Annotated in this window: 20 protein-coding genes and 1 tRNA gene; 10 read left to right on the top strand and 11 right to left on the bottom strand. The window is 69.1% G+C overall.

All coding sequences use genetic code 11. The features are described from left to right. Nucleotides 1-14: 14 nt before the first annotated feature. From KEG38_RS30735 to KEG38_RS30725, 3 genes are all read right to left on the bottom strand, one after another. Nucleotides 15-3428 carry a tetratricopeptide repeat protein gene (locus KEG38_RS30735; protein WP_272423486.1) on the bottom strand — a complete coding sequence of 1138 codons (3414 nt, stop codon included), beginning with the start codon at nt 3426-3428 and terminating at the stop codon, nt 15-17. Between the two features lie 136 nt (nt 3429-3564). After that, nucleotides 3565-4866, bottom strand: a complete 1302-nt coding sequence (locus KEG38_RS30730; RefSeq protein WP_272423485.1) for a serine/threonine-protein kinase — start codon at nt 4864-4866, stop codon at nt 3565-3567. Further along, entirely contained in the window at nt 4863-6086 is a 1224-nt protein-coding gene (locus KEG38_RS30725; protein ID WP_272423484.1) for an FHA domain-containing protein, read from the bottom strand. Before KEG38_RS30725 ends, KEG38_RS30730 begins: the two co-directional genes overlap by 4 nt. An 82-nt stretch (nt 6087-6168) precedes the next feature. On the opposite strand from KEG38_RS30725, the gene pilB reads away from it, so the two are divergent. From pilB to KEG38_RS30690, 7 genes are all read left to right on the top strand, one after another. Beyond that, nucleotides 6169-7881, top strand: coding sequence for a type IV-A pilus assembly ATPase PilB (gene pilB / locus KEG38_RS30720; protein WP_272423483.1), 1713 nt, complete (start codon nt 6169-6171; stop codon nt 7879-7881). A gap of 2 nt (nt 7882-7883) precedes the next feature. Then, on the top strand, nt 7884-9002 hold the full coding sequence (locus tag KEG38_RS30715; RefSeq protein ID WP_272423481.1) for a type IV pilus twitching motility protein PilT: 1119 nt from the start codon (nt 7884-7886) through the stop codon (nt 9000-9002). 107 nt (nt 9003-9109) lie between these two features. Then, nucleotides 9110-9772 carry a transcriptional repressor LexA gene (lexA, locus tag KEG38_RS30710; RefSeq protein WP_272423480.1) on the top strand — a complete coding sequence of 221 codons (663 nt, stop codon included), beginning with the start codon at nt 9110-9112 and terminating at the stop codon, nt 9770-9772. A 114-nt stretch (nt 9773-9886) separates the two neighbouring features. Further along, nucleotides 9887-10213: a DUF4398 domain-containing protein gene (locus KEG38_RS30705; RefSeq protein ID WP_272423479.1), complete on the top strand. Its 327-nt coding sequence runs from the start codon at nt 9887-9889 to the stop codon at nt 10211-10213. Continuing rightward, entirely contained in the window at nt 10210-11418 is a 1209-nt protein-coding gene (locus KEG38_RS30700) for an OmpA family protein (RefSeq protein WP_272423478.1), read from the top strand. The genes KEG38_RS30705 and KEG38_RS30700 overlap by 4 nt, the downstream gene beginning before the upstream one ends. Nucleotides 11419-11472: 54 nt before the next feature. Continuing rightward, nucleotides 11473-13248 (top strand): early set domain-containing protein, encoded by a 1776-nt coding sequence (locus KEG38_RS30695; RefSeq protein WP_272423477.1) that lies wholly within the window; start codon nt 11473-11475, stop codon nt 13246-13248. 111 nt (nt 13249-13359) lie between these two features. After that, nucleotides 13360-13911, top strand: coding sequence for a hypothetical protein (locus KEG38_RS30690; RefSeq protein WP_272423476.1), 552 nt, complete (start codon nt 13360-13362; stop codon nt 13909-13911). A 54-nt stretch (nt 13912-13965) separates the two neighbouring features. Here the strand turns inward: KEG38_RS30690 and KEG38_RS30685 are convergent, their stop codons facing one another. Further along, nucleotides 13966-14322 carry a PilZ domain-containing protein gene (locus KEG38_RS30685; RefSeq protein WP_272423475.1) on the bottom strand — a complete coding sequence of 119 codons (357 nt, stop codon included), beginning with the start codon at nt 14320-14322 and terminating at the stop codon, nt 13966-13968. Between the two features lie 241 nt (nt 14323-14563). On the opposite strand from KEG38_RS30685, the gene KEG38_RS30680 reads away from it, so the two are divergent. Together KEG38_RS30680 and KEG38_RS30675 are read left to right on the top strand one after the other, a co-directional pair. Then, nucleotides 14564-16153, top strand: coding sequence for a TIGR02266 family protein (locus KEG38_RS30680; protein ID WP_272423474.1), 1590 nt, complete (start codon nt 14564-14566; stop codon nt 16151-16153). Between the two features lie 196 nt (nt 16154-16349). Beyond that, nucleotides 16350-17354 carry a hypothetical protein gene (locus KEG38_RS30675; protein ID WP_272423473.1) on the top strand — a complete coding sequence of 335 codons (1005 nt, stop codon included), beginning with the start codon at nt 16350-16352 and terminating at the stop codon, nt 17352-17354. A 50-nt stretch (nt 17355-17404) separates the two neighbouring features. Here the strand turns inward: KEG38_RS30675 and KEG38_RS30670 are convergent. From KEG38_RS30670 to KEG38_RS30660, 3 genes are all read right to left on the bottom strand, one after another. Beyond that, nucleotides 17405-17476: transfer RNA gene (locus KEG38_RS30670), tRNA-Val, on the bottom strand. A gap of 116 nt (nt 17477-17592) precedes the next feature. Continuing rightward, entirely contained in the window at nt 17593-18801 is a 1209-nt protein-coding gene (locus KEG38_RS30665) for a pyridoxal phosphate-dependent aminotransferase (protein WP_272423472.1), read from the bottom strand. Between the two features lie 23 nt (nt 18802-18824). Beyond that, a complete protein-coding gene (locus KEG38_RS30660; RefSeq protein ID WP_272423471.1) occupies nt 18825-19910 on the bottom strand; it encodes a GNAT family N-acetyltransferase in 1086 nt (361 codons plus the stop codon). 90 nt (nt 19911-20000) lie between these two features. Between KEG38_RS30660 and pdxR the strand changes: the two genes are divergently transcribed. After that, nucleotides 20001-21491 (top strand): MocR-like pyridoxine biosynthesis transcription factor PdxR, encoded by a 1491-nt coding sequence (gene pdxR, locus KEG38_RS30655; protein ID WP_272423470.1) that lies wholly within the window; start codon nt 20001-20003, stop codon nt 21489-21491. 9 nt (nt 21492-21500) lie between these two features. On the opposite strand, the gene KEG38_RS30650 is transcribed toward pdxR, so the two are convergent. The 4 genes from KEG38_RS30650 to secF form a co-directional block, all read right to left on the bottom strand. Next, entirely contained in the window at nt 21501-22625 is a 1125-nt protein-coding gene (locus tag KEG38_RS30650; protein ID WP_272423468.1) for an MlaD family protein, read from the bottom strand. Between the two features lie 35 nt (nt 22626-22660). Then, the gene (locus KEG38_RS30645) at nt 22661-23446 is read right to left on the bottom strand and encodes an ABC transporter ATP-binding protein (protein ID WP_272423467.1); all 786 of its coding nucleotides are present in this window, start codon (nt 23444-23446) and stop codon (nt 22661-22663) included. Nucleotides 23447-23451: 5 nt separating this feature from the next. Continuing rightward, nucleotides 23452-25266, bottom strand: a complete 1815-nt coding sequence (gene recJ / locus KEG38_RS30640) for a single-stranded-DNA-specific exonuclease RecJ (protein WP_272423466.1) — start codon at nt 25264-25266, stop codon at nt 23452-23454. A 106-nt stretch (nt 25267-25372) separates the two neighbouring features. After that, the gene (secF, locus tag KEG38_RS30635) at nt 25373-26629 is read right to left on the bottom strand and encodes a protein translocase subunit SecF (RefSeq protein WP_272423465.1); all 1257 of its coding nucleotides are present in this window, start codon (nt 26627-26629) and stop codon (nt 25373-25375) included. Between the last annotated feature and the right edge of the window lie 4 nt (nt 26630-26633).

Raw genomic sequence — 26633 nt, 5'->3', positions numbered from 1 at the left:
CGCCCCCGCGTCCCTCAAGGCTGGACCGAGATCCCCATCGCCTCGCGCAGCGTGGCGTGCGCCTCGGAGACCGTAAATCCGATCAGATCGGTGATCTTCGTCTCGGCATCGAGCGCGCCGCGCGGCTCGGCGCGGAGCAACGTCGCGACCACGTCGAGGCTGCCGCAGAGCAGGTAACCCGCACGCGTCGCGCATCGCTCCACGGCCGCGGCCCAGCGCGGTAGGTCGGGACGAACGCTCGCGGCGGCGAACGCGGAGACCGCATCTTCCAGCGCCTTGCGTTGCTCCTCGTCGAGGTGCGCTTCGAAGTGCGGCTTGAACGCGAGCACGACGTCACGGACCTTCGCGGGGATCGGCTCGTTCGGGAGCGCGATCGCGATGGCGGTGACGAAACACGCGCTGAGCTCTTCGAGCGACGGATAGAAGAGCAGGAGCCGGTGATGGCCCACGTGGTACGTGAGGTGCCGGCCCACGAGGAACGCGAGCTCCGCGAGCGTACGACCTCGCAGCGCGTGCTGGCCCGCGAGGACCGTGGCGTCCGCTGCGGGGATGGCCACGAGACTCACGGCGGCGTCCTCGCGCACGTACACGTCGGGGGGCGTCACGCCGAGGAAATGGCTGCCCCAGGCGAACGAGCGGACGATCGAGATCGTGCTGCGCTGGAGGTCCTGCTTCTGCGACGGATCCAGCGCCGGGAGCCTTCCTTCGCTTCCGAGCTGTTCGAGCCGCGCGGCGATCGCGGCGCCCGCGATCGCTTCGAGCACGCCTTCGGTGAGCGTGTCCCTTCGCTCGTCCCGCAAAAGATCCCAGCCCTCGGCAGGCATCGCGCTCAGGAAACGCGGCACGCCGTTCGGCTTGTGCTCGTCGTAGAGGAAGCGCTCGCGCGACTCGGCGATGCCGAGGTGCGCGGTGACCACCGAGGCCGTGTACGCGACGTCCGGTTGCCGGAGCTTCTGCGCGACGTCGAAGATGTCGTGGTAGGACTGCGCGCGCTGCGGATCGAGCTTCGCCGCGTCGCGCAGGTGTACGAGCGCGCGCTCGTGCCGGCCGATCGTGCGGGCGAGGTCCGCGACGACGAGGTGGCCGCCGAGATCGTCGGGTCGCTCGTCGACCGAGCGCTCGAAGTAGGCGAGCGCGACGAGCGGATCCTCCAGGTGATCACGGAAGAGGAGCCCGAGGCGCCGCCCGATCTCCCACGCCGCGCGGCGACGCGCTTCGCCCTGCGGCAGCCGATCGAGGCGGGAGAGCGCGCGCCGATAGATCGCTTCGAGCTGACTCCACTCCTGTCGCTCCGAGAGGATACGCGCGAGGGTGTCGAGCGGCTCGAGCATGCTGGAGTCGCTGTCGATCGCGAGCTCGAGCATCTCGATCGCGAGCTCGTCGCGGCCGATGCCCTGGCAATAGGTCGCGAGCTCGAGGTACGTCGCGGCGCGGTCCCGCGGGACCGGCGTGAGCTCCGCGATGCGGCGGCGGGTCTCGATCGCCTTGTCGATCTCGCTCGCGTGCTCGTACAGCCGACGGAGCTTGCCGAGCACCACGAGATCCTCGGGACGGATGTCGCGCGCGCGCTCGAACGACGAGCGGGCGCGCGCGGAATCGGAGCCGATGCTCTCCCAGCGCTCACCGAACTCCATCAGGTGCTCGAAGCGCTCGGTCTGGCTCGTGAGGGTCGCGAGCAAGCGCTCCTCGGCGGCGTGGACAGCGCGGAAATCACGCTCGGCCACGTTGAGCACGACGAGCGCTTCGAGCGCGGGGCGGTACTCGGGGCGGAGCGTGAGCGCCTTGTCGAGGTTCGAGATCGCCTCCTTGCGCTTCTCCTGGCTCCACTTCGCGGTCGCGAGGCGAACGTAGAGCTCGGCGCGCTCCTCGGTGTCGCCGGGCGCGAGGTGGCCGAGCGCCTTTCGGTACTCGGCGAGCGCGCCCTCGTGCTCCTTCGAGGCGAGCATTGCGTCGCCCGCATCGCGATGGCGCACCGCAGGCGACGTTTCCACCGCCGGCGGCGTTTCGGGCGCAGGCGACGCGTTCGGCGTCGTGCTCGGCGCGGCCGGCGGCGAGGACGCGCGGGGCGATGGGACTGTGGTCGCCGAGGGCTCGGGGATCGCCGGGACCACAGTGATGCGCGGCGCGGGCGCAGGCGTGATCTCTTCGGCCTGCGGGCTCGGCGTCGTCGCCGGCGCGACCGACGGAGGCGAAGGCTCCTGGATGATGACGCGAGGGACCGACGCTTCGGGACGCGTGAACGATCGATCCTCGGGCAACGTCGTCGCCACGTACGCCGCAGAGGGGTCGCTCGCCTGAAGGATCGGTGCAGGCTCGGGCGCGATCTCCGGTGCAGGCTCGGGCGCGATCTCGGACGCGGACTCCGGCGTGATCTCCGGCGTGATCTCCGGCGTGATCTCCGGCGTCATCTCCGGCGCGGGCTCGGGCGCTTTGGCCTCGGGCGAGGTCGAGCTCGGCATGATGCGCGAGCGCAACGTGGTCGCAGGCCCGCGTTCACCGAACGCGGCATCGTCGACCACGACGTCCACGCTCGACGGCATGTTCTCCGGCGAGATCTCCCGGAGCGGCGGCGCATCGACGGCCTCCACGCGCACGGAGCGCGCGAGCGGCTTGCCGAGGGCTCCGAGCAGCGTCTCGGCTGCCTCCGATTCGAGCGTCACCTCTTCGAGGCGCTCGCCGAGCGAAAGCGCGTCCGCGTCGAGCGTCGCGGGCGCGTCCGCCATCGCCGGCACGCCCGCGTCCTTCCAGATCGCCGCTCCGACGGGCACCTGGATGAGCGCGAACGGCGTCCAGCCACGCGCGTGCGCGAAGCACGGCACCACGCCGACGAGCCCTTCCTTGATGCGCTCGTAGAGCATCCGCGCGAGCAGACCGGTCTCCGCATCCGCGTCGTCGAACGCGTTGATGAGCGCGCGCGTGAACGGCGACGGCCGCTCCTCGATGGCGGGCGACGAGGGACGCGCCGCGATGAGCAGCTCGATCCCGCTGCGCTGCGGGTTCACGGCGTCCTTCGCCGCAGCGACCACGGTCGCGCTGCGGAACGGATCGGCGGGCGCGGGCGCGTGGCGGCACTCGAGCACGAAGAGCACAGGCCCCGACGCGTGATCTTGAAAGACGGCGACCACGTCCGCGAGCGCGTCGCCCGTCTGCGGGTTCTCGGGATCGAGGCAGAGGAAGAACTCGCCATCGACCGAGACCGCGACGGGGCTCGAGACATAGAAGAGGATCTCGTCCTCCGGGCCCGGCTTGCGCTCCTCGAAGAGCGTGTCGAGCTGCTCGGCGAGATCCACGTGTGGATCGATGTCCACCACCTCGAACGCCGTGTCTTCCAGGGGGAGACGCGAGCGGAGGATGTCGCCGTCGAGCGCGCCCGGCGGGGCGCGCATGTCGGAGAGGAGCGAAGGCGTCGCGACGATCGCCAAACGCATCAGGCTGCTCCCGGGCCGCGGGCCTTCATCGAAGCAGGCAATCTATCAGGCCTCGGGCGCGGAGAGCGCGGCGAACGACAAGCCCTCGTGGACCAGGCGCTTCCGGTATCCTGGGCCGCACCGGCGACGGAGAGGCTCACGTGCCGTTCGCCCGCGCCATGGGCAGACGCCCGACCAGATCCGTACCGTTCGCCGGGCGGCGGTCGTCCGCGCCGATGCATGTGTCGGCGACGGCGCGCCACCGCGCGGCCTCTTCCGTGGCGAGCCCCCGCTCCCCGAGCCTGTGGAGCACGTCTTCGAGCACGCGGCCGTAGCCGTACACGTCGTCGCGGGGGTCGCTCGCTCGGCCGGCGATACGTTCGGGCGAGACGTAGCCGGCGCTGCCTCCGTCCCCGCGGGCGCCGAGCGGGCGCGCGATGCCGAAGTCGCCGAGCAAGGGTTCGCCCGTGTCCCGGAGGAGCACGTTCGCCGGCTTGACGTCCGCGTGGACGAACCCCCCGGCGTGGAGCCGCGCAAGCGCCCGAGCGAGCGGGAGCGCCCAGCGATCGATCGGGAGGAGCGCCGCGAGATCCCCCCGGGCGAGCACGTCGCGCACCGAGCCCCGCGGGATCCACTCGAGGGCGAGCCAGCCTTCCTCTGGATCCGCGTCGAGCACGCGGATCACGCCGGGTCCGCGCATCCGATCGGCGAGCCGCGCCTCGCGCTCGAGGTGCTCTCGGTCGCGACCACGCCGATGGTAGACCTTGAACGCGAGGCGCCTGCCGAGGAGCTCGTCTTCGGCTTCGTAGACGGTCCCGGCGCCGCCACGCGCGACCTCGCGCAAGAGCCGAAACGGCGCGCGCGCGCCGGCGTCCGTCACCACCGTGGCCTCGTCGAGCCGACGCGCTGGACCGGGCGCCGCGCCGAGCGCCGCGCGCCAACGCGTGTGCCGCTCCCGCGCGCCCGGCGTGTCGATGCTCCGCGCGAGCACGCGCTCGATCGTGCCGAGCGCCCGCGGGAGCTGGCCGAGCGAGGCGTGCAGATCCGCCGCGAGCAAGAGCGCCGGCGTGCTCGACGCGTTCGCCAGCGCTTCGAGCGCGCCCTTCTCGTCGCCGCGCGCCGCGAGGATGTCCGCGCACGCGAGCCGCACGGCCTCGGGCACCGCATGATCTTCTGCGGCTTCGAGCACGCGCGCTGCAGCCTCGGCCTCGCGCACCGTCCCGCGCGCCTTGCGCAGGAGCAGGATCGCCTGTTCCTCGCTCGGGCCATCCGGCGCGCCCACGCGCGCGAGCAGCGCGAGCTCGGCGGACGCTTCGTCGACCACGGGGCGAGCACGCTCGCCGCGCGTCTCTTCGACGGCGGGCTTCGCGCGCGCGTCCGCGCCGCGTGCGGCCTCCTCGCCCGCGGCCTCGTCTCTCTCGCCGAAGAGCCTCCCCTTGATCCTCCGCCACAAGCTCACACGCCGCCCCCACTCCCTTCGCGGCTCCCCGCGGCCACGCGCAGCACCACGGGCCCGCCGCGGCTCGCGCGGATCTCGTCGCCCATGCAGAGCTCGACCTCGGCGGCGAGCTCGAACTCGCCCAGGATCGGCCGCGGCGCTCCGCTCGGCGTCCGCAGCACCACGAACCCACTGTCACCGTGCACCACCCGATCGACGTGCAGCGCGCCCACGACGAGCGGACCGAGCGGCGCAAGGAAACGTGTTCCAGCGACCGTCACGATCACGCCGTTGGGCACGAGGTCTCGCTCGGGCGACGCCGTCGGCCGGTCGATCCCACACGGCACCTCTCCGCCGAGCTCCAGGCGGATCCCCTGGCCCACCGGGATCGCTCCCTGGATCCGCGCGCCGGCGAGCATCGTCCCGTTCCGCGTGTCGAGATCCTCCACGAAGATCTCGCTCCCCTCGCGGCGGATGCGCAGGTGCGTGCGGCTCACGGCCCGCGCGCCGACGAGGATCGTCGCTTCGCCGCGGCCGATCGTTGCCTCCTCGCCGAGCGCCACGTGGAAGAGTTTTCCGCCGATCTCCAGATCGACGAGCGGCCCCGTCGCGAGGCGCGCGCGGATCGCGCGAGCGGCGTCGGCGACCACGTCGTCGTCTCGCTCGACGAGCGCGGCCCGCGCGACCTCGAGCGCGGCGCGGCGCTCGGCGGTCCTGTCGAGATCGGCCACGCGCCTGCGCACGTCCGTCACCTCGCGGACCTTGCGCGACTCGGCATGCGAGACCTTGAGGCGCTCTTCGAGCTTCTCGATCGCACCCATCTCCGTGAGCACCCGGATCTCCGACTCGGCGTCCCCGAGCTCCGCGTAGACCTCGGCCGCGCGTTCGAGCTGCCCGGCGCCTTCGAGATCACGGGCGACACGCGCGAGCTCGCTCTTCAGCGAGGCCCCGCCGCGGGCGCGGATCACGTCGAGCGTGAGCTGCGCCTTGCGGCCGAGCGCGCGCTTCTGGATCTCCTCGTTCTTCGCGGTCCGCGCGGCGACGTCGCAGAACGCGATCCGTTGCTCGACCGATCCTTCGGCATCGGCGCGCAAGAGCAGCACGCGCGCCGCGTCGTCCGGCATCTCGGCTTCGACGTACAGCGTGGCCGCGGAAGCGAGGTCACCGGCGAGCTCCCGGGCGCGCGCCTCTTTTGCTCGTCGGCCCTCGCCCCAGCCCAGGAAGCGATCGAAGAGACCCACTGCCGGCATCGTAGCGCGGCTCGGAAGCGCTGGGCGAGACCTGTTGACTCTCCCCTTCCCTCCGCGGACCATCGGAGGCTCGATGTCCAACTTCACGACCGGTCAGACCCGCCTGGGCGAGCTGCTCGTCCGCGAGAAGCTCATCAGCTTGCAGCAGCTCCGCCAGGCGCAGGAAGAGCAACGCAAGAGCGGAACCAACCTGGGTCAGGTGCTGACGAAGCTCGGCTATCTGTCCGACGACGACATCGCGAGCTTCCTCGCCACGCAGTACGGCGTCCCCGTCGCCGACCTCGACGGCACGGAGTTCGATCCTGAAGTCCTGAAGCTCGTCCCGCGCGAAGTCTGCGAGAAGCAGAAGATCATCCCGCTGTTCCGCTCGGGCACCTCGCTCGTCGTGGCGATGGCGGATCCCACGAACCTCCACGCGATCGACGACATCAAGTTCCTCACCGGCTCCATCGTCGAACCGCGCGTCGCCTCCGAGGGCGCGATCACCCAGGCCATCGAGCGCGCCTACTCTGCCGGCCCCTCGTACGACGAGATGCTCGCCGAGTTCGGTGACGAGCAGGTCGACTTCACGGTCGACACCGAGGACGTCAACGTCCTCGAGCTCGAGAAGGCGGCCGAGGGCGCGCCGGTCGTCCGGCTCGTGAACGCGATCCTCCTCAACGCCATCAAGAAGGGCGCGAGCGACATCCACATCGAGCCGTACGAGAAGAAGCTCCGCGTCCGGTACCGCATCGACGGCGTGCTCGTGGAGGAGATGCAGCCTCCGATGAAGCTCAAGAACGCGATCGCGAGCCGGCTCAAGATCATGAGCTCGCTCGACATCGCGGAGCGCCGCTTGCCGCAGGACGGCCGCATCAAGCTCAAGCTCGGCAAGGGCAAGGAGATGGACTTCCGCGTCTCCGTCTGCCCGACGATCTGGGGCGAGAAGATCGTCATGCGCCTCCTCGACAAGTCGAACCTCCAGCTCGACATGACGAAGCTCGGGTTCGACAAGAGGCCGCTCGAGGACTTCCAGTGGGCGATCAACCAGCCCTGGGGCATGGTCCTCGTCACGGGCCCCACGGGCTCCGGCAAGACCACGACGCTCTACTCCGCGCTGAGCGAGCTCAACCAGATCGAGACGAACATCAGCACCGCCGAAGATCCCGTCGAGTACAACCTCCACGGCATCAACCAGGTGCAGATGCAGGACTCCATCGGCCTGAACTTCGCGGCCTCCTTGCGCTCCTTCCTGCGCCAGGACCCGGACATCATCATGGTCGGCGAGATCCGCGACTTCGAGACCGCCGAGATCGCGGTCAAGGCCGCGCTCACGGGCCACATGGTGCTCTCGACGCTGCACACGAACGACGCGCCGTCGACGATCTCGCGCCTGCTCAACATGGGCATCGAGCCCTTCCTCATCACGGCGAGCGTGAACCTCGTCCTCGCGCAGCGCCTCGCGCGGAAGAACTGCGCCGACTGCAAACAGCCGTACAAGGCCGATCCGCGAAACCTCGCCGACTTCGGCTTCACGCCCGAGCAGATCAAGACCGCCAAGCTCATGAAGGGCGCGGGCTGCAAGACGTGCAACGGCTCGGGCTACAAGGGCCGCGTCGCGCTCTACGAGGTCATGCGCTTCACGGACAACCTGAAGGAGCTCGTCCTTCAGGGCGCCTCGACGGCGGAGCTCAAGACGGCCGCGATCAAGAACGGGATGATGACCCTGCGCATGGCGGGCATCGAGAAGGTGATGCAGGGCATGACGACGACCGAGGAGGTCGGTCGCGTCACGATGGGAGACTAGCCATGACCGCGGAGACGCCGGGGCGCGAGCCCCTCCGTTACACGATCCAGCAGCTCCTCAAGGTCATGGTCGACAAGGGGGCGAGCGACATGCACATCACGCGGAGCTCGCCTCCGCTGCTGCGCATCGACGGCTCGGTCGTCCCGCTCAAGCTCCCGCCGCTCTCCGACGAGGACACGAAGGAGCTCTGCTACTCGGTCCTCACCGAGGATCAGAAGATCGTCTTCGAGAAGAAGAACGAGCTCGACCTCTCGTTCGGCCTCTCGAGCATCTCCCGCTTCCGCGCCAACATCTTCATGCAGCGCGGCGCCGTCGCGGGCGCGTTCCGCCAGATCCCCTTCAAGATCCTGAGCTTCGACGATCTCGGCTTGCCGCCCGTCGCCGCCGAGATCGCCAACAAGCCACGCGGCCTCGTCCTGGTCACGGGACCTACCGGCTCCGGCAAGAGCACCACGCTCGCGAGCATCATCGACAAGATCAACTCCGAGCAGCGCCTGCACATCATCACGGTCGAGGACCCGATCGAGTACATCCACAACCACAAGCTCTCGGTCGTGAACCAGCGCGAGGTCGGCGCCGACACGGCGTCGTTCAAGGACGCGCTCAAGTACATCCTCCGCCAGGATCCGGACGTCGTGCTCGTCGGCGAGATGCGTGATCTCGAGACCATCGAGGCGGCGTTGACGATCGCCGAGACGGGCCACCTCGTCTTCGCCACGCTGCACACGAACAGCGCGGTCTCCTCGATCAATCGCATCATCGACGTCTTCCCCGCGCACCAGCAGTCGCAGGTCCGTGCGCAGCTCAGCTTCACGCTCGCCGCGGTCATGACGCAGCAACTCGTGCCCAAGATCGGCGGAGGTCGCGCGCTCGCGATCGAGGCCATGGTGCCGAACGCGGCCATCCGGAACCTCATCCGCGAGGACAAGCTCCACCAGATCTACTCGCAGATGCAGGTGGGCCAGGCGGGCAGCGGCATGCAGACGATGAACCAGTGCCTCCACGGCCTCTACCAGCGCCGCTTGATCTCGCTCGAGGACGCGCTCGCGCACGCCGGTGACATCGAGGAGCTGCGCGCCATGATCGAAGGGCGCAACGCCCGCCGCGGCCCCGCGACCTAGCGAGCCCGGTGGATCCAGCCTCCCGCGCAAGTCCCCGAATCCCTCCCGTAAGAAACAAAGCAGGAGTTTTGACACCCCACCGCCCGTTCAGTAGGGTAGGCGCTGCGATGCAAGGGCTCACCGAGCGCCAACAGCAGGTTCTGCATTACATCCGCCAGTCCATCAACGAGCGGGGGTATCCGCCCACGCTGCGAGAGATCGGCGCGCACATGGGCATTCGCTCCACGAACGGGGTGAACGACCATCTGCGCGCGCTCGAGCGGAAGGGATACTTGACGCGGGAGGACATGAAGAGCCGCGCCTTGCGGCCGAAGGACATGTCGGCCGCGAACGCCCGAGCGGACGAGCCGATCTCGATGCCCGAGGCGCCCGAGGACGACCTCCTCGAGGTCCCGGTTGTCGGCCGGATTGCCGCGGGTCTGCCCCTCCTCGCCGAGGAGCACCTCATCGACACGGTCCGCATCGATCGGATGCTCGTGCGGGGCGGCCGCGAGATCTTCGGCTTGAAGGTCACGGGCGACTCGATGATCGAGGCCGGCATCCTGAACGGCGACTACATCTTCGTGCGGCGCCAGGCCACGGCGCAGCGCGGCGAGATCGTAGTGGCGCTCATCGGGGACGAGGCGACGGTCAAGTACTACTTCCCCGAGAAGGACTACGTCCGGTTCCAGCCGGCGAACTCGAAGATGGCCCCGATCCTCGTGCGGGCCTCGGACTTCAAGCCGACGATGCTGCTCGGCGTCGTGGTCTCGGTATTCCGCCGACTTTGACCGTATCCCGCGTGTCACAGCACCGTTGACGCGCGACGCGCACGCTTGATAGCGTCCCGGACACGGATGGGAGCGACGGATCGGTTCCGTCGTCGCTCCAGAAAGAACGCGATCGTGAAGGCGCACGTGCGGCGGTTCCGAACTGGGCTCCTGGCAGCGGTGGGGATCTTCTCCCTCGTCGGCGCGACCGGCTGTGGTGGATCGATCTACGCGATCACCTCGAGCAGCGCTTCCTCGAAGCTCGAGACGGCCGAGGCGCTCGGCGCCGAGCGCTACGCGCCCTACGAGTTCTGGTACGCGAAGGAGCACCTCCACAAGGCGATGGAAGAGGCCTCGACCGCTGATTACGGCGACGCGATCAAGTTCGCGAGCACGGCGGAAGAGTACGCCGAAAAGGCCATCGTTCTCGCGAAGCAGGCGCACGAAGGATCGGGCCGATGAAGAGCACGCGCGGCGCTACCAAGATGCAGAAGCCGGCTCGTCGGCCGGTGGATCGTTCGCACGGGCGCTGGGCGCTGCCGGCGCTCGTCGTCATGGCGATCGGGCAGGCCTCGTGCTCGCAGGTCTCCGTCATGCGCGGCGACATCGAGGGCCTCACGAAGGTCGCGGGGCAGGCCGAGCGCAACGGCGCGATCCGCTGCGCGCCGCGCGAGCTCGCGACGGCGAAGAGCCACCTCACCTTCGCGGAGACGGAGCTCGATCAGGGCTTCTTGTTCAAGGCGAAGGCGCACCTCGACATCGCGCGCGCGAACGCGCACGCGGCCTATGATCTCTCGCCGCCGCAGAAGTGCGCGGAGCGTGGCTTCGTCGAGGAAGAGCCGCCGCCGCCGCCGCCCCCGCCGCCGCCTCCTGGAGATTGCGACGGCGACGGCTACCTCGATCCGCAGGACACGAAGTGCCCGTGCGAGGCCGAGACGTGGAACGGCGTTCAGGACGAGGACGGTTGCCCCGACGATCCGGACACGGACGGCGACGGCCTTCCGAACTCGAAGGACAGCTGCGTCCTCGTGCCGGAGGACAAGGACGGCTACCTCGACGACGACGGCTGCCCCGAGCTCGACAACGATCTCGACACGATCCTCGACGACGCGGACAAGGATCCCTCGACGGGCAAGAGCTGCGCGAACGAGCCCGAGGATCCGGACGGGTACGAAGACGTCGACGGCTGCCCCGAACCGGACAACGACAAGGACACGGTCGTCGATCTCGAGGACCAGTGCCCGAACGAGCCGGGCGTGGTCGGCGGCGACAAGCCTGGGTGCCCGAAGAAGCCTTCTCTCGTCATCGTGACGGAGAAGGAGATCAAGATCACCCAGCAGATCCACTTCGAGTTCGACAAGGACAAGATCAAGCCAGACAGCTTCGCGATCCTCGACGCTGTCGCGCAGGTTCTTCAGGACAACCCGAAGATCAAGATCGAAATCCAGGGCCACACGGACAACAAGGGTTCGGCCGTGTATAACAAGAAGCTCTCGGATCGCCGCGCCGCGGCCGTCTTGAAGTATCTCGTCGCGAAGGGCATCGACCCGAGCCGGCTCACGTCGCACGGCTACGGTATGGAAGTGCCCATCGTTCCGAACACGACCGATCAGAATCGCGCGCTCAATCGACGCGTTCAATTTGTCCGGACCGAAGGTCAGAAGTAAAACCTCGGTACCGACCAGCCCTCCCCCCTCGCTCCTCCCGGAGGACAGACCGCCGTGTATCTTCGTCCGTTTGGGTCGTTCGCTGCCTTTGCGCTCTCCGCCGTCCTCGTGGGTGGCCTTTGTGGTTACCCGAGCACAGCCTTCGCGGCAGGCGAGAAGGACAAAGAGGCCCTCAAGCTCCACGACCAGGCGATGGACGAGGATTACCTCGCCGTCGAGTTCGACAAGGCCGAGAAGAAGCTCAAGGATGCGCTCAAGAAGTGCGGAGACGATGGTTGCAGCCCCAAGGTTGTGGGCAAGCTGCACGTCGCGCTCGGCACGGTCTACGGCGGCTCGAACAAGCTCGACAAGGCCAAGGAAGAGTTCATCGAGGCCCTCAAGGCCGATCCTTCCGCCACGCTGATCGAGTCGCTCACCACGCCCGAGCTGACGAAGGCCTTCGAAGAGGCCAAGAAGCAGGCGAAGCCGAGCAAGCCCACCGGCCCGTCGAAGCCCCCGCCGAGCAGCGAGGACGGCGGCGAGGACGGCGGCGACAAGCCCGGCGGGGATCTCGAGCACACGCCCATCGCGGAGCAGGCGGTCAACACGCCCGTGCCCGTGTTCATCGAGGTCGGCGACGACGTCACGGTCGAGAAGGCGACGCTCCGGTACAAGCCCTTCGGCGCCTCGAAGTGGATCTCGCTCGAGATGCAGCGCGTCGGCAAGGGCTGGGGCGCGGAGATCCCGTGCTCGGACGTCACCACGACGGGCGACATCAAGTACTACATCGTCGTCACGGACGACGGCGGCGAGCAGCTCAAGGCGGGCTCGCAGAAGGATCCGTACCGCGTCCCGATCAAGCGCGAGCTCGAGGGCGACGAGCCCTCGCTCCCGGGCAAGAAGCCCCCGCGGCAGTGCAAGGCGAAGGAAGACTGTCCGCCGGGCCTGCCAGGCTGCGAGAAGACCTCCAAAGAGGAGAAGCGCGGCGAGAAGGGCTGGGGCGCGACCTGCGAGGCTGATCAAGAGTGCCAGGCCGGGCTCATCTGCCAGAACGGCCAGTGCGAAGAGGGCAAGCGCGAGGGCGGCGACGAAGGCCCCGAGCCCGCCGGCAAGGGCAAGAAGAACATCATCGGGCTCGGCGGTCAGCTCGACCTGATGCTGATCAGCAGCGCCGAGAACGTCTGCTCCGGCGAGAACGACACGTACTACTGCTTCCACGCCGGCACGACCGATCGCTTCTTCGGCGATCCGATCTCGGCGACGGGAACGAACGGCATCCAGGGTGGCTTCGGTCTCGCCGGCGGCCGCGCCTTCGCCTCGTACGATCGCGAGTTCGCCAAGGCCGGCCCGGGCGCGTTCGGCGCGGGCGTCCGCTTCGGCATCGCGTTCGGCGGGCATCCCTCGTCCGATGAGCAGCCGCCGAACGCGCTCCACCCGCAGATGGTCGCTTTCCCGCCCATCCACGGCGAGCTGCGCGCCTGGTACTCGTTCGGGGGCAGCCAGTTCGAGCAGGGCCAGATCCGTCCGTTCGGCTTCATCGGCGTCGGCCTCGCGAAGGTCTCGGCGTCCGTGCCCGTCACCGTTTGCGACCGACTCCAGAAGAACGGCGAGGACGCGATCGCGCCGGAGGACGATGACGCGGAGTGCCCGGGCACGGGCACCCGGTCCTCCGTCCAGCGCGAGCTCGACGCGTACCAGATCTCGGGCCTCAACTTCATCTCGGTCGGCGGCGGCGCGACCTACGCCATCACGCCGAACTTCGGCGTGACTGCCGAGATCAAGGCGATGTTCATGTTGACCACGTTCTCCGTGGTCATCGCGCCCTCCCTCGGCCCCGTCTTCGCCTTCTGATTCTGTCCACGTCCCCCGACGTGCGACCCGACTCTTCCACGAAAATTCGTCCGTACACCAACGATCTTCGAGGCGCTGTGGTCTTCGCCGACGAGCGCTAGAAGATCGTCGGTGAACTACGAGAGGTTCCAGGTCGAGGTGATCGAGCTCGGCAGCCGCGGTGTTCCGCTCACCGTGGCCAACGTGGTCGCGCACCTGCGGACGCCACCCGCGCGCGTGCAAGGCGGGCTCGACAGGATGGCTCGCGAGGGCCTGCTCGATCTCGAGGTCGACGAGAACGAGGGTTTTGTCGTCTACCGCGTCCGCGGCCTCTCCACGACCGCGCCGCGCCCACGCAGGCGCGAGGCAAGGCCGATGCAGGCCGATCGCGCCATGCCCATGACGTACGAGCCGCCGAGCCTGCTCACGGTGAGGCGGAAGAGCGTGACGCTCGCGGTCGTGCTCGGCGCGCTCGTCCCAGGGATCGGGCTCGCGTATGCCGCGCCGCTGCGCGTGGTGCTCGCCGCGTCGCTCCTCGTGATGGTGTTCGGACGCGTGCTCGGCGCGAGCTTGATCTTCGCGCCTCTGTTCTGGGTGTTCGCCATCTGCGTGTCTGCACTCTTCGGCGGGCTCTACGCCGTCCGCTACAACCAGGAAGGGCACCGCGCGCGGCTGCTCTCCTGAACGTCGAAACGATCGCGCGGCGCTCCACGCGACGCTCGTGTCGTTCGTGCGTAGCTACGAGAGGATCTGGAACAACGACAGCAGCGTGCCTGCGTCGTGGTGCTCGAAGCGGATGCCGACCCGCGTGCGACGACCGCCGGGCGTGCCGCGGCGGATCCAGGCGACGGTGCCGTTCAAGCGGAGCGGGTCCCAGAGCGACGGCGTCGTCACTTCGAGGGTGACGGACGTATCGGGAGTGAGCTCGTTTCCCGCGCTGGCCGAATTGTCGCGCTCGAGGAGCTCGATGCCGGCGCCGCCGAGGCCGAGATCTCGGATGGTGACGCCGCGGGCGCGGCCCTCCTGGTCGAGGAGGGTTGCCTCGAGCTCCATGCGCTTTCGTCCGTGCGCGCGGAAGTGGTCCCGAACGGACATGCGGAAATGATATCTCTATCGTAGAGGCGACACATGCGCGGCGCGCTCGATCCGCGGGATCGGCGAGCGAGCCCGAGCGTGCGGGCGTCTCTGGGCAAACGAGGGCACGGAAAGTTTCCGGCCGGAGGCCGTTACAACGTAGTTGGGTTTGTGCGCGACCTCAAGGTAACATCCGCGCCGCTGCTCGCGCCGGGGCGACCCGGAGCGACCCTTCGTTGATCGAGATGGGAGCTCTACCCTGATGGCTGAGGACACTCGTAAGGACGCCCGGACGAAGGTGCTCTCGATGACCGTGCGCTACAAGAGCGCCACCGTCGACGAGTTCATCGAGAACCATTCACACGACGTCAGCAAAGGCGGCATCTTCATCAAGACGACGTCGACGTCGCCCTTCCCCCCCGGAACGCTGCTCAAATTCGAGATCCGCATCCAGGAGGAGAAGTCCGTGCTGACCGGCGTCGGACGCGTCGTCTGGAAGCGTGATTCGGATCAGGCGACCGACGAGTCGCCCGCCGGCATGGGCGTCAAGTTCATCAAGATCGACGACGAATCGAAGGCGATGATCCAGCGCCTCGTCGACAACCAGAAGGGTGGCCCGAACGCGTACGACGCGGGCAAACCCGAAGGCTCGAGCGACGACGGTGACGGCGCGGCGACGCCGGCGCCCACGGCGGCCGCGGCGAAGACCGGTCCGCGCGCATCGACGATGCTCGGGCTCGGCGCGGTCGGCGCTGCGGCGAAGGCCGCGGGCAGGCCGACGACGGGCGCCGACGACAAGAAGAGCGAGTCGAGCGGCGGCGGCGGGTTCTTCCCGTCCACGACGCCCGAGCAGGACATGCCGCCGCCGGAGGAGCGCACCGTGATGCGCCAGGCCGCGGAGCTCCTGAAGCAAGCGCTCGCGGGCACGGGCAGCTCGCTCGACGACGTGAGCGGCGGCAAGATCGAGCTCGCCAAGGAAGCGCCGAAGGCCGAGGAAAAGAAGGCCGAGGAAAAGAAGGCCGAGGAGAAGAAGGCCGAGCCCAAGGCCGAAGCGAAGGCCGAGGAGCCCAAGGCCGAAGCGAAGGCCGAGGAGCCCAAGGCCGAAGAGCCCAAGGCCGAGGAGAAGGTCGAGGAGCCCAAGGCCGAGGAGAAGGCCGAGGAGCCCAAGGCCGAAGCGAAGGCCGAGGAGCCCGAGGCCGAGGAGAAGAAGGCCGACTCCGAGAAGCCGGTCTCGAAGAAGCCCGAGAGCAAGGCGGGCTCGACGACGAAGAAGAGCGACGGCGAAGACCGCCGCGAGGCGAAGACCGTCGACGTGCGCGGCACGAAGGCGAAGGCCGGCGAAGGCAAGAGCGGCGGCGCGAAGCCCAAGGCGGCCGCGGCAAAGGCGGCGCCTCCGCCCCCCGAGCCCGTCGAGGAGAGCAGCGGCGGCAGCGGTCGGATCCTCGCGATCCTGCTCATCGCGGCGGCGATCGGCGGCGGTCTCTTCCTCGCGCTCGGCCAGAGCAAGAACGAGACGCCCCCCGCGCCCACCCCGCAGGTCCAGCCGACGGTCAAGCCCGAGGTCAAGGCGGCGCCCACGCCCGCCCCGACCCCGGAGGTCGTGCCTGCGGCCTCGGCGAACGCGGCGGAGCCTGCGTCCTCGGCGAACGCGGCGCCCACCACGACGGCGAGCGCAGCGGCGCCCCCCGCGACGGCGGCGCCCACCGCGGAGCCGAAGACCGAGAAGAAGACGGAGCCGAAGCCCGCCGCGACGCCGGCCGAGCCGAAGCCCGCCGCGCCGCCGGCCGAAGAGAAGCCGAAGCCGGCGCCGGCCGCGCCCAAGCCCCCCTCGGGCGGCGACGACTACGAGTGATCCGCCGCGGGCGGCTGCGATCCGGCCGCCCGCGCTTCGCTCGACGCCCTCCCCTCCCCTTCCGCTCCCGCTTCCTCCTCGCCACCTCGTGCCTGCCCCGCACTTCGCAGCGCGGGCGGATGCATCGTGTCCATCTATTAAACCCGTCGAGCGGCATGGTGCGCGCCGCGTGTCGCCGCGTATCATGCGGACCTGAATGAGCGGCGCTGGGTCGTCGGGTTCCAGGCAGGGCGCAGAGCGCGGCGTGATCGCCGAGGCAGCCACCGTGTATGCGCCGGCGTTGCCGGGGCAGGCGCCGCGCGCGCGACCTGCACCGACGCGTAGTCGAGGCGCGCTGGCCGTGGCGCTCGCGGGCGTGGGGCTCGTTGGCGTCGTGGGCATCGTCGCGCTCGCGATCATGCTGCGTGGCACGGCGCCGATCGACGCGCTCGAGCAGAGTTCGTCCGCGGCGGAGGTGAACGACGCGGGTTCGGCGCAGGATGCAGCGCCGGTGGTGATCGTGGCGTCGACGCCGGTCGTGACGAAAGATCCTCCGCCGACGAAGACGAATCGCGCGACGGCGGAGGAGCTCGATGCGGCGCGGTCGAAGGGCGCGACTGCGCTCGCGACGCTCGTGGAGCGGTACCCCGACGATCCGGATGTGCTTCGCGCGCTCGTCAGCGCGTACACGCGCGACAAGACAAACTACGCCAAGGCGATGACGACCGTGCGCAAGCTCCTCGTGGTCTCGCCGGAGATGACGAAGGATCCGGACGTCAAGCAGGCGCTCTTGATCGTGGCGAACGGTCCGGTGGACGTCGCGGCGACGGCGCTCGACATCATGGGCAAGGAGATGGGTCCGCGTGGGCCCGAGCTGCTCTACGAGCTCCTCAGCGCGTCGGGCCTCGGCAAGTTTCCGAAGGACCGCGCGACCCGGTTGTTCACGGATCCCAAGGTCAAGGAGCTTGCCGGGCCTGGGCTGCTCGTCGCGAACGATCTTCGCGCGGCGGCGGGATGCGATCGCAAGAAGCTCTTCGCGCGCGCGGCCAAGGAAGGCGACGAGCGCGCGCTCGGGCACCTCAAGCCGTTGCTCGCGACAAAGGGCTGCAGCTGGCACCGCCAAGCCGACTGCTTCGCGTGCCTCGGTGATCGCAAGGACCTTCGCGCGACGATCGACGCCATCACGAAGCGCCTCGATCAGGCCGGCTCATCCAAGCAGTAACCTCGCGAGGGCTCCGGGGGGGAGCAAGGTCAACGAGGTTGGGTACGGGGTGGGCGCAACAGGATTTGAACCTGTGACTTCATCCGTGTGAAGGATGCACTCTACCGCTGAGTTATGCGCCCGTTCGAGAGTTTGGCGGGGCGTGGGTCACTTCCCGCCGCGGCTCGACGACGGCGACATGACTAGCTCAAGCCATGTCGTCCGACAAGTGTTTTGATGATGGGGACGCTCGGAAAGTTCAGCCCCCGCCACGGGCGGCCGTGGCGGCCGCGCGGATGGCCTCGATTCCTCCCTCGATGTCGCCCTCCGAGCAGGCGTACGAGAACCGCACATAGCCCGGCGCGCCGAACGGCGTGCCCGCCACGCTCGCGACGTGCGCCTCTTCGAGCAGCCACATCGCGACGTCGAGGTCGGTCTGGATCGTGCCGTTCTTGTACGGGATGCCGTAGAGGCCCCGAACGTCGGCGAACGCGTAGAAGGCCCCTTCGGGCATCCTACAGCGCACGCCGGGGAGGCTGCGGAGGCCCTCGACCATACGATCACGGCGCTTCGCGAAGGCATCCCGCATCTCGCGCACGGCGTCCTGCGGGCCCGAGAGCGCGGCGGCGGCCGCGACCTGCGCCACGGCCGTCGCGTTCGTCGTGCTCTGGCTCTGCACGACGTCGAGCACCTTCGAGAGCTCGGGCGGCGTGATGCTCCAGCCGATGCGCCATCCGGTCATCGCGTACGTCTTGCTCACGCCGGAGATGATGATCGTACGGCTCCGTAGATCCTCTGCCATCGCGGGCACCGACACGTGTCGGAAGCCGTCGTAGGTGAGGTCGGCGTAGATCTCGTCGACGACGAGCCAGAGGTCGTGGCGGCGCACGACGTCGAGCAGCGCGCGCAGATCCGACTCGGCGTAAGCCGAGCCCGTGGGGTTCGATGGCGTGCAGAGGATGATGGCCTTCGTGCGCTCGGTGATCGCGCGCTCGAGCGACGCCGCATCCATGCGGAAGCCCTGATCCTCGCGCGTCTCGACGATCACGGGCGTCGCGCCGACGATGCGCACCTGCTCGGGGTAACTCACCCAGTACGGCGCGGGGATCACGACTTCGTCGCCGGGCTCGTAGAGGCCGAGGGCCACGTTGAAGAGCGCGTGCTTCGCGCCGCATGACACCGTGATCTCGTTCGGCGCGGGGCGGTAGCCGCGGTCGCGCTCGGTCGCGGCGCAGATGGCGGCCTTGAGCTCGGGCGTGCCGGTGACGGCCGTGTAATGCGAGACGCCCTTGTCGATGGCGGCCTTCGCGGCGTCGAGCACGTGGCGAGGCGGCTCGAAGTCCGGCTCACCGACGCTGAAGGGGTAGACCTTGTGGCCCTGGCTGCGCAGGCGAGCGGCCTGAGCGGCCATCGCGAGCGTGGCGCTCGGGGCCACGGCGGAGAGACGATCAGCGAGCTTACGAGGCATCTCTAGAGATCCTTCTCACTGCACTACGTGCCTTTCTCCGCCGACGCAAGCGGACAGACGGCCTCTCCGTTCGCTGCCGTTCGCCCGAGGATCATCTCGTGGACCTCCCGCCCATCCGTCCGGTGCACGTGCCGCGTCCGGAAGCCAAACGGCTCGTAGAGCTTCATGGCATCCCGCGTGCGCAAGAGCACCGTCTCCGCGCCGCGCACCGCTGGATGGTCGAGCAAGAGTCGCATGAGCGCGCGGCCGAGCCCGCGGCCTCGCCACGCGTTCGCGACGATCACGTCGTAGATCCAGGCGCGCCGCGCGCCGTCCGCGATGGCGCGCGCCGTCCCTACGAGCGTGCCCGATCGATCCCGCGCGCCGACCCAGGCAGACGAACCAAGCAGGCTTTTTCGAATGCGATCGGGCGGCGTGCCTTCGCACCAGTACGTGCCGACGAGCAGCGCCGTCGCCTCGTCGGCGTCCGCTTCCCCCATCGCACACACGAGCGTCGTGTCCGCGGGCGCTTCGAGGAAGGACGGCACCGCCGCGGACGGGTTCGCCGCGCGCACGAGATCGATCGCTGCCACATCACCCGGCGCGCCGCGCGCCCAGAGCAGATCGAGGATACGACCGACCTCCGCGGGCGTGCGGTTTTGCCCGAGCTTCGCTTTGCCATCGAGTCGTTCGAGCGAGACGCCGAGCACGAGCACGCCCGCGACGGCCTTCTTGTAGAGCGGATGCTCGGCGTCGATCGGCACGTACCCGCCTTCGGGCTGGTGCTTCTTCATGAGCGCCGTGAGCATGGCGGCCTTCAGGTACGGCGCCTCGATGCGCTCGACCGTCCCGTGCACCTGCACGCTCCGGTAGAGCGTGGTGGCCGGACATGCGCGCTCCGGATCGACGAAGTAGCTCGGGATCGAGGCGACGATCTCTTCCGCCGAGACCACGGCGCGCCGGCCGATGACGTCCATCTTCTCGCCCACGGGCGCGCCGTGAAAGAGCACGTGGTCCCCCACGACGACGCCGTGCACGACGCGCAGCACGGGCTCGCTGTCGTGCGTCGTCGAGCCTAGGTGCACCACGGGCGCGCGCGCGAGGAGCGCGACCGCGCTCGCACGATCCATCCGGAAGATCTCCCTACGCATGGCCGGAAGGTGAGCCGGAGCTGGTACCCTCAAAAGGACCAGTGTCCAAAAATCGGGTAGACCAGTTGGGTGCGCGAATATCCCTTCGAGCTAGCCCTGGATCCCTCCCCCGACGTCCCGCTCTTCGTGCGGATCACGCGCGCCCTGATCGAGGACATCCGCCGCGGCAGGCTCCGGCCCGGCGCTGCGCTCCCCGGCAGCCGCGCGCTCGCGCGATCGCTTGGCGTCCATCGCAACACCGTCGTCGCGGCGTACCGCGATCTCGCCGCGCAAGGCTGGGTCGAGACCCGCAACGCGACGATGACCTACGTCTCCACCACGATGCCCGACGTCCCGCGGCGCCGCGCCTCACCCACCACGCCCGGCACGATCGCGGCGCGCGCGGGCTTCGATCTGCCGGCGCGTGTCTCCGCGGCCGGCTGGGCACACGAGGTACCGCCGGGCGCGATCGTCTTCTCCGGGGGCATGCCGGATCTGCGGCTCTTGCCCACGGAGATTCTCGCGCGCGCGTACCGGCGCGTGCTGCGCAGCTCAGCGCGGCGGCTCTTCGAGTACGGCGATGCGCGCGGGGACGAGCGTCTTCGCGCAGCGCTCGCGGACATGCTCGCGGCCGTGCGAGGCCTCGGCGCATCGGCGGAGGACGTGCTGGTCACGCGTGGCAGCCAGATGGCGCTCGATCTCTGCGCGCGCGCGCTACTCCGGCCCGGTGACGTCGTCGCGGTGGAGGCGCTCGGATACCGCCCCGCATGGGAAGCGCTCGCGCAGACGGGCGCGCGCCTCGTGCCGCTCCCCGTCGACACCGATGGCCTCTCGGTCGACGCACTCGCCGCGCTCGTCGCCCGCGAGCCCGTGCGCGCCGTCTACGTCACGCCGCACCACCAGTACCCGTCGACGGCTTTGCTCTCGCCTGCGCGCCGCATCCGCCTCCTCGACCTCGCGCGCGCGCACCGCATCGCGATCCTCGAAGACGACTACGATCACGAGTTCCACTACGACGGCCGCCCGGTCTTGCCGCTCGCGAGCGCCGATCGAGCGGGCGTGGTCGTCTACATCGGCACGCTGTCCAAAATCCTCGCGCCGGGCCTGCGCATCGGCTTCGTCGTCGCCCCCGCGCCGCTCGTGGGGCGCCTCGCCGCGATCCGCACATTCGTCGATCGACAGGGCGATCTCGCGCTCGAACGCGCCGTGGCGGAGCTGCTCGAAGACGGCGAGGTGCAGCGCCACGCGCGTCGCATGCGCCGCATCTACCAGGCGCGGCGCGACGTCCTCACGGAGGCGCTACGGAAACACCTCGGCGATGCCGTCGAGCTCGCCCCGCCGCCTGGCGGCATGGCCATGTGGGTCCGCGTCGCGCCGGGGCTCGACGTCGACACCTGGGCCGCGCGCGCCCTCGATCGTGGCGTCGTGATTCACCCGGCGCGAAGGTTCGCCTTCGACGGCCGCTCGCGCCCCTTCTTCCGGGCCGGCTTCGCTGCGCTCGACGAACGTGAGATCCACGAAGGCGCCACGCGCCTCCGCGCGGCCTTGCCCACGAAGGGCGCCACGCGGGCCGCTTCATGAAGCGCTTATTTACTTGTTCTGCGCCGCCGACTCTTCTTTGCCCGGCGTCACCTCGACACCCGGCTTCTTCTCGTCGTGCTTGATCGAGTACCGCACGAGCGCGCGAAGAATGTCGTTGCGGCTCACGTTGCCGACGATCGCTTTGACGTCCTCGTAAATCGAGGGATCGACGAGCAGCGCGCCCACAGTGCCCTTGCCCTTGCGCACGTCGGCAACGATGGCCCGCAGATCCGCTGTCATCGCCGTGACGTTGGCCAGGGCCTCGGCGCCGTTGCCCTTGCCACCGTAAAGGACGTCATGGGCAAAACTGTCGCTCTCGCGGATGCCCTTCAGCGTGCTCGCGACCTCGCCCGCCGCCGCGCCGAACTGCGCGATCTCCTTCTGCGGGCCGTCGCCGTAGATCACCTCGTGCGCGAAGCCGGGCCCCGACTTCACGCGCGTCACCACACCGCGCACCTCGGCCAGCGTGAGCGCGAGCTCCGAGGCCGCTCGGTCGAGGTTCTGCAGCGTGCGCGAGATCCGCTCGGCTTCCTCTTTGTCCGTCAGCAGCTTCTTCGGGTACCCCTCGCCCTCGGCCACGTCCTTGAGCAGCTTGTTCATCGACGACACGCTGCCGCGCAGATCCTGGTGCAGCCGTTCGTCAGCGAGGCTCTCGCTCATCTTCGAGATGTTGCCGAGCGCCGCGTCGGCCTTCGACGTCATGCCCTGCGCGATGCCCATCAGATCCGTGGGCTCCTCGCTCGAGATCTCTCCGCCCGGCGGCACGGCCTCCGGCGACTTGCCCTTCGAGATCTCGATCATTTTGTCGCCGAGCAGGCCCTTCGCCGCGACGCGCGCGATGCTGTCCTTGCGGATGCGCTCCGCTTCGGCCTTCACGACGTCGAGCTCGACGTAAACGACGGCCTCGGCCTGACCTGGCCGGTAGCCGACCTTTTTCACGTTGCCGATGTCGATGCCGCCCATGCGCACCGGCGCGCCGGGCTTGAGGCCCTGCACATCGGAAAACGTCGTCGTGAACTTCACCGACGAGCTGAAGAAGCGCCGCTCATCGCCGATCAAGAAGATCACGAGCGCGGAGAAGAGCAGCCCCGCCAGCACGAAGAGCCCGACCTTGACGTCGCGCGACCTGTTCATCTGCTCCCCCATATTGCGCGAAGACGCGCCCGTCGTCACGCACGGAGGAGCGTCTCGACGTCCTCGTTGACCGGGGCGATGCCGTTGATGAAGTTCTTCACCCGCGGATCCGTCGACCGCTGGAAGTCCTCAACCCGGCCGGACAGGATGATCTCGCCCGCCTGCACCATGGCCATGCGGTCGGAAATCGTGAACGCGCTCTTCATGTCGTGCGTCACCACGATGCTCGTCACGTCCAGCGCCTTCTTGAGCCCACGAATCAGGTGGTTGATGCGCTCGGTGTTGATCGGGTCGAGGCCGGTCGTCGGTTCGTCGTAGAGCAAAACCTCGGGCTGGACCGCGATCGCCCGCGCGAGCCCGACGCGCTTCTTCATGCCGCCCGAGAGATCCGAGGGCCGCATCGCCTCGATACCCGGCAAACCCACGAGCGAGAGCGCCCAGTCGACACGCTCGGCGATCTGCGACTCGGTCATCTCGTCGCGATAGTGCTCGTGCAGCCCGTACGCGACGTTTTCGCCCACGGAGATCGAGTCGAAGAGCGCCGCGCCCTGGAAGAGCATCGCGATCCGACGACGAATGAGGCGCGCCTTCGCCTCTTTCATCTGCGTGATGTCCTCGCCGTGGAACGTGATCGACCCGCCGTCGGCTTCGAGCAGGCGGATCAAGAGCTTCAGCATCACGCTCTTGCCCACGCCCGATCCGCCGATGACGGTGAGCGTCTCGCCCGGGAAAACCTCGAGGTTCAGGCCACGATAGATGACCTTCGGGCCGAACGCCTTGCGTACGTCGCGGAACCGGATGATCGGCTCGCTCACGGTCATCCCTCCTAGCTCGCTCGCTCCACGCGATCGATGCGAATCTCGACCGCGCTGCCGCCCCGGAACGTGTCGCGCCGGAGCCGGCCCACGATGTCCACACGCCCGCCCGCGAGGCCCTGCGAAAGGCTCCCGAGCTCGTACCCGAAGGCGCCGATCACGTGCCGCTTGAGCGCGATCTCGAGCTTCAAGTGGCCCTTGATGATGCGCGAGACGCGCACCGGCGCCCCACGCACGAGCACACGCGGCGCGCGGTTGCCCTGCCCGCAAGGCTCGAGCCGCTCGAGATCACGCGCCACCACGGCCGGCTCGTCCCGATCGTCGAGGCGAACGTCCGCCTCGCCTTCGAGCGACCCGAAGTTCACCGCGCCAAGCGCGATCGCCGCGTCGCACCAGAGCGCGCGCAGCGCCTCGACCCGATCCGCCCGCACTTCGACGCCCGCCGCGGCCTGATGCCCGCCGAACCCGACGAGCCCAGCGCGCGAGAGCACGAGCGCGTCGTGCAGCGGAAACCCCATCGGCCCGCGCACCGATCCGCGGCCCGATCCACCGTCGAGCGCCACGACAATCGTGGGCTTGCCGTACTTCGACGCCACACGGCCCGCCACGATCCCCACGATCCCTGGATGCCACCCCTCGCGCGCGAGCACGATGGCCGGCTCCTTCGCCCACCCGTTCGCCTCGATCTCGCGCAGGGCCTGCCCGATCATCTCCTCCTGGATCGCGCGCCGCTGCGCCGTGAGCTGCTCGATCGTCGCCGCGATCCCAGCCGCGCGCATGCTGTCCCGTTCGAGCAGAAGCGCGAGCGAGAGGTCCGGATCTTGGAGCCGGCCCGGCGCGTTGAGGCGCGGCGCGATGCGGAACGCGATGTCGTCAGCGCTCACGCCATGCCCGAGATCCAGCCGCGCGAGCTCGGCCAGAGCCCGGAGGCCCGGACGCGTGCCTTGGCTGAGCACCGCGAGTCCCGCCCGCACGAGCGCGCGGTTGTCGCCGACGAGCGGCGCGACATCGGCCACGGTCCCGATCGCCACGAGATCGAGCCACTGCCGCATGTCGAGGTTCGCGCCGAGCGCCCGACGCACCGCCGCGCCGAGCGAGAGCGCGAGCCCGCACGACGCGAGCCCCTTGAACGGAAAGCCGCACTCGGGCCGATGCGGATTCAAGAACGCAATCGCGGGCAAGGGCTCCGCGGGCACGAGGTGATGATCGATCACGAGCGTCTCGATGCCGTGGCGTTGCGCCGTCGCGAGCCGCTCGTGATCACTCGATCCGCAGTCGCACGTGACGAGCAGCGTCGCGCCCGTCTTCCGCACGCGCTCGAGCGCTTTCGCGTTGAAGCCGTAGCTGCCGTCCTTGCGCGTCGCGAGCAGCGGCACGACATCGCCGCCGAGCGCGCGCAGCACCTCGGTCACGATCGCGCACGACGTGATCCCATCGCAGTCGTAATCACCGAACACCGCGACCTTTTCGCGCGCGCGGATCGCCCGCGCGAGGCGGTCGGCGCTGAGCTCGCGATCGGCCATCGCGTCGGGCGGCGTGAGGTGGGCGAGGCGCGGATCGAGGAAGAGGCGCGTCTCGGCGTCGGCGCGGCGACCGGCGCGGAACAAGGCGTCGGCGACCGTGATCGAGAGCCCGAGCGCCCGCGAAAGCTCCAGCGCCTCGACGGACGCCGCGCCCGGATCACGGATCGCGCCCTCGCGCCCCGGGTTCGCTGTGGTGGACGGAAGGAGAAGGCTCCGAGCCTCGGGATCCGTCGCCTGTACCCACGCGGCCTCGCTCAACATCCGTGGGGCCCACGCGTAGCGCAGCCCTCGTCCGGAGTCCATGCCGGTCGGAAAACCTTCCTTTTTGGCGCGTTGGTTCCTGGAAAAACGAAACGCCCCGCGGTGGTGCGCACCGCGGGGCGTCGTGGGCTCTGGGGAGGAGCGAGGTTTAGACCACCGCGTCGGCGCGCTTGACGGCCTTCGTGCGGGTGATCTTCTTCTGCGTCGTCGCCTGGCCGCCGAAGAACTTGCTGTCGATCCACTCGGTGAACGGCGCGGCCACGTAGATCGACGAGTACGTGCCGACGAGGATGCCGACGAGCAGGGCGAAGGCGAAGTCCTTGATGACGCCCGTGCCCCACACGAGGAAGCACACCATCGAGAGCGCCGTCACGCCGGACGTGATGATCGTGCGTCCGAGCATCTCGGAGATCGACAGGTTGATGATCGACGAGAACGACATGTTCCGGTGCTTCGTCAGGTTCTCGCGGATACGGTCGTACACGACGACCGTGTCCGTGATCGAGTAACCGACGATCGTGAGCATCGCGGCGACCGTGGAGAGCGTGATCTCGCGGTGCGTGATGATCATGGCCCCGAGCGCGATGCCGACGTCGTGGACGAGGGCGAGGATGCCGCCGGGCGCGAACCGGAGATCGAACCGGAACGCGATGTAGGCCATGATGAACACGATCGCGATCGCGATGCTGCGGATGGCCGCGTCGCGGAGCTGCGCGCCCGCCTTCGGGCCGATCCACTCGACGCGCAGCGCGCGCTCGGGCACGCGGTCGGCGCCGAGCTTGCTGCGCAGGCCGTCGAGGAGCTGATCGCCGCGCGACTTGAGCTGCGCCTCGACCTTGTGGTCACGCGTGCTCACGACGACGGGGTTGTTCTCGCCCGCGCGGAGCTCCACGCCGGGGATGCCCGTGAGCTGTGCCCGTACGGCCGCGAGGTCGGGCTCGACCTCGTACCGCATCGTGACCTTGTCGCCGCCGGGGCTGAACTTGATCTCGCTGGCGCGCGCGTTCGCGGGGCAGCGCGCCTCGTAGTCCGCGCTCGGCGCCGTGCCCTCGGGCAGCACGCAGAGCTTCTGGCGGATCGCCTCTTTTTGCTCCTCGCCGAGGGCGCTGACCTCTTGCACGCGGATCAGGTAGCGGTGCGTATCCTCGGCGCCGCTGTCCTTCACGCGGATGACGTCCGGCGCCTCGAAGCCGAGCGACTCGACGGCCGCGCGGATGTCGCCCGCCTCCGTCGACTTGAGGAAGGCGACCTCGAGCTCCGTGCCGCCCTTGAAGTCGGTGCCGAGGTGGGGTCCCGGCTTGAAGAACGAGACGATCGAGCCGAGCAGGAGCAGCGCGCTGAGGCCGATGAACAGCCAGCGCTTGCCCATGAAGTCGAACTGTCTCCCAGGCTTGATGAATTCCATGTGC

Origin of the sequence: Polyangium jinanense, assembly GCF_028435265.1 — a bacterium.
Lineage (GTDB): Bacteria > Myxococcota_A > Polyangia > Polyangiales > Polyangiaceae > Polyangium > Polyangium jinanense.
The sequence above is the reverse complement of the archived record's forward strand: the minus strand, read 5'-3'. Positions and strand labels throughout refer to the sequence as shown.

Excerpts from the sequence above, each read along its gene's own strand:
- KEG38_RS30735 (WP_272423486.1), bottom strand. The coding sequence starts at position 3,428 with ATGCGTTTGGCGATCGTCGCGACGCCTTCGCTCCTCTCCGACATGCGC.
- pilB (WP_272423483.1), top strand. The coding sequence starts at position 6,169 with ATGTCCAACTTCACGACCGGTCAGACCCGCCTGGGCGAGCTGCTCGTC.
- KEG38_RS30715 (WP_272423481.1), top strand. The coding sequence starts at position 7,884 with ATGACCGCGGAGACGCCGGGGCGCGAGCCCCTCCGTTACACGATCCAG.
- lexA (WP_272423480.1), top strand. The coding sequence starts at position 9,110 with ATGCAAGGGCTCACCGAGCGCCAACAGCAGGTTCTGCATTACATCCGC.
- KEG38_RS30700 (WP_272423478.1), top strand. The coding sequence starts at position 10,210 with ATGAAGAGCACGCGCGGCGCTACCAAGATGCAGAAGCCGGCTCGTCGG.
- KEG38_RS30685 (WP_272423475.1), bottom strand. The coding sequence starts at position 14,322 with ATGTCCGTTCGGGACCACTTCCGCGCGCACGGACGAAAGCGCATGGAG.
- KEG38_RS30680 (WP_272423474.1), top strand. The coding sequence starts at position 14,564 with ATGGCTGAGGACACTCGTAAGGACGCCCGGACGAAGGTGCTCTCGATG.
- KEG38_RS30675 (WP_272423473.1), top strand. The coding sequence starts at position 16,350 with ATGAGCGGCGCTGGGTCGTCGGGTTCCAGGCAGGGCGCAGAGCGCGGC.
- KEG38_RS30665 (WP_272423472.1), bottom strand. The coding sequence starts at position 18,801 with ATGCCTCGTAAGCTCGCTGATCGTCTCTCCGCCGTGGCCCCGAGCGCC.
- KEG38_RS30660 (WP_272423471.1), bottom strand. The coding sequence starts at position 19,910 with ATGGATCGTGCGAGCGCGGTCGCGCTCCTCGCGCGCGCGCCCGTGGTG.
- KEG38_RS30650 (WP_272423468.1), bottom strand. The coding sequence starts at position 22,625 with ATGAACAGGTCGCGCGACGTCAAGGTCGGGCTCTTCGTGCTGGCGGGG.
- KEG38_RS30645 (WP_272423467.1), bottom strand. The coding sequence starts at position 23,446 with ATGACCGTGAGCGAGCCGATCATCCGGTTCCGCGACGTACGCAAGGCG.
- recJ (WP_272423466.1), bottom strand. The coding sequence starts at position 25,266 with ATGGACTCCGGACGAGGGCTGCGCTACGCGTGGGCCCCACGGATGTTG.
- secF (WP_272423465.1), bottom strand. The coding sequence starts at position 26,629 with ATGGAATTCATCAAGCCTGGGAGACAGTTCGACTTCATGGGCAAGCGC.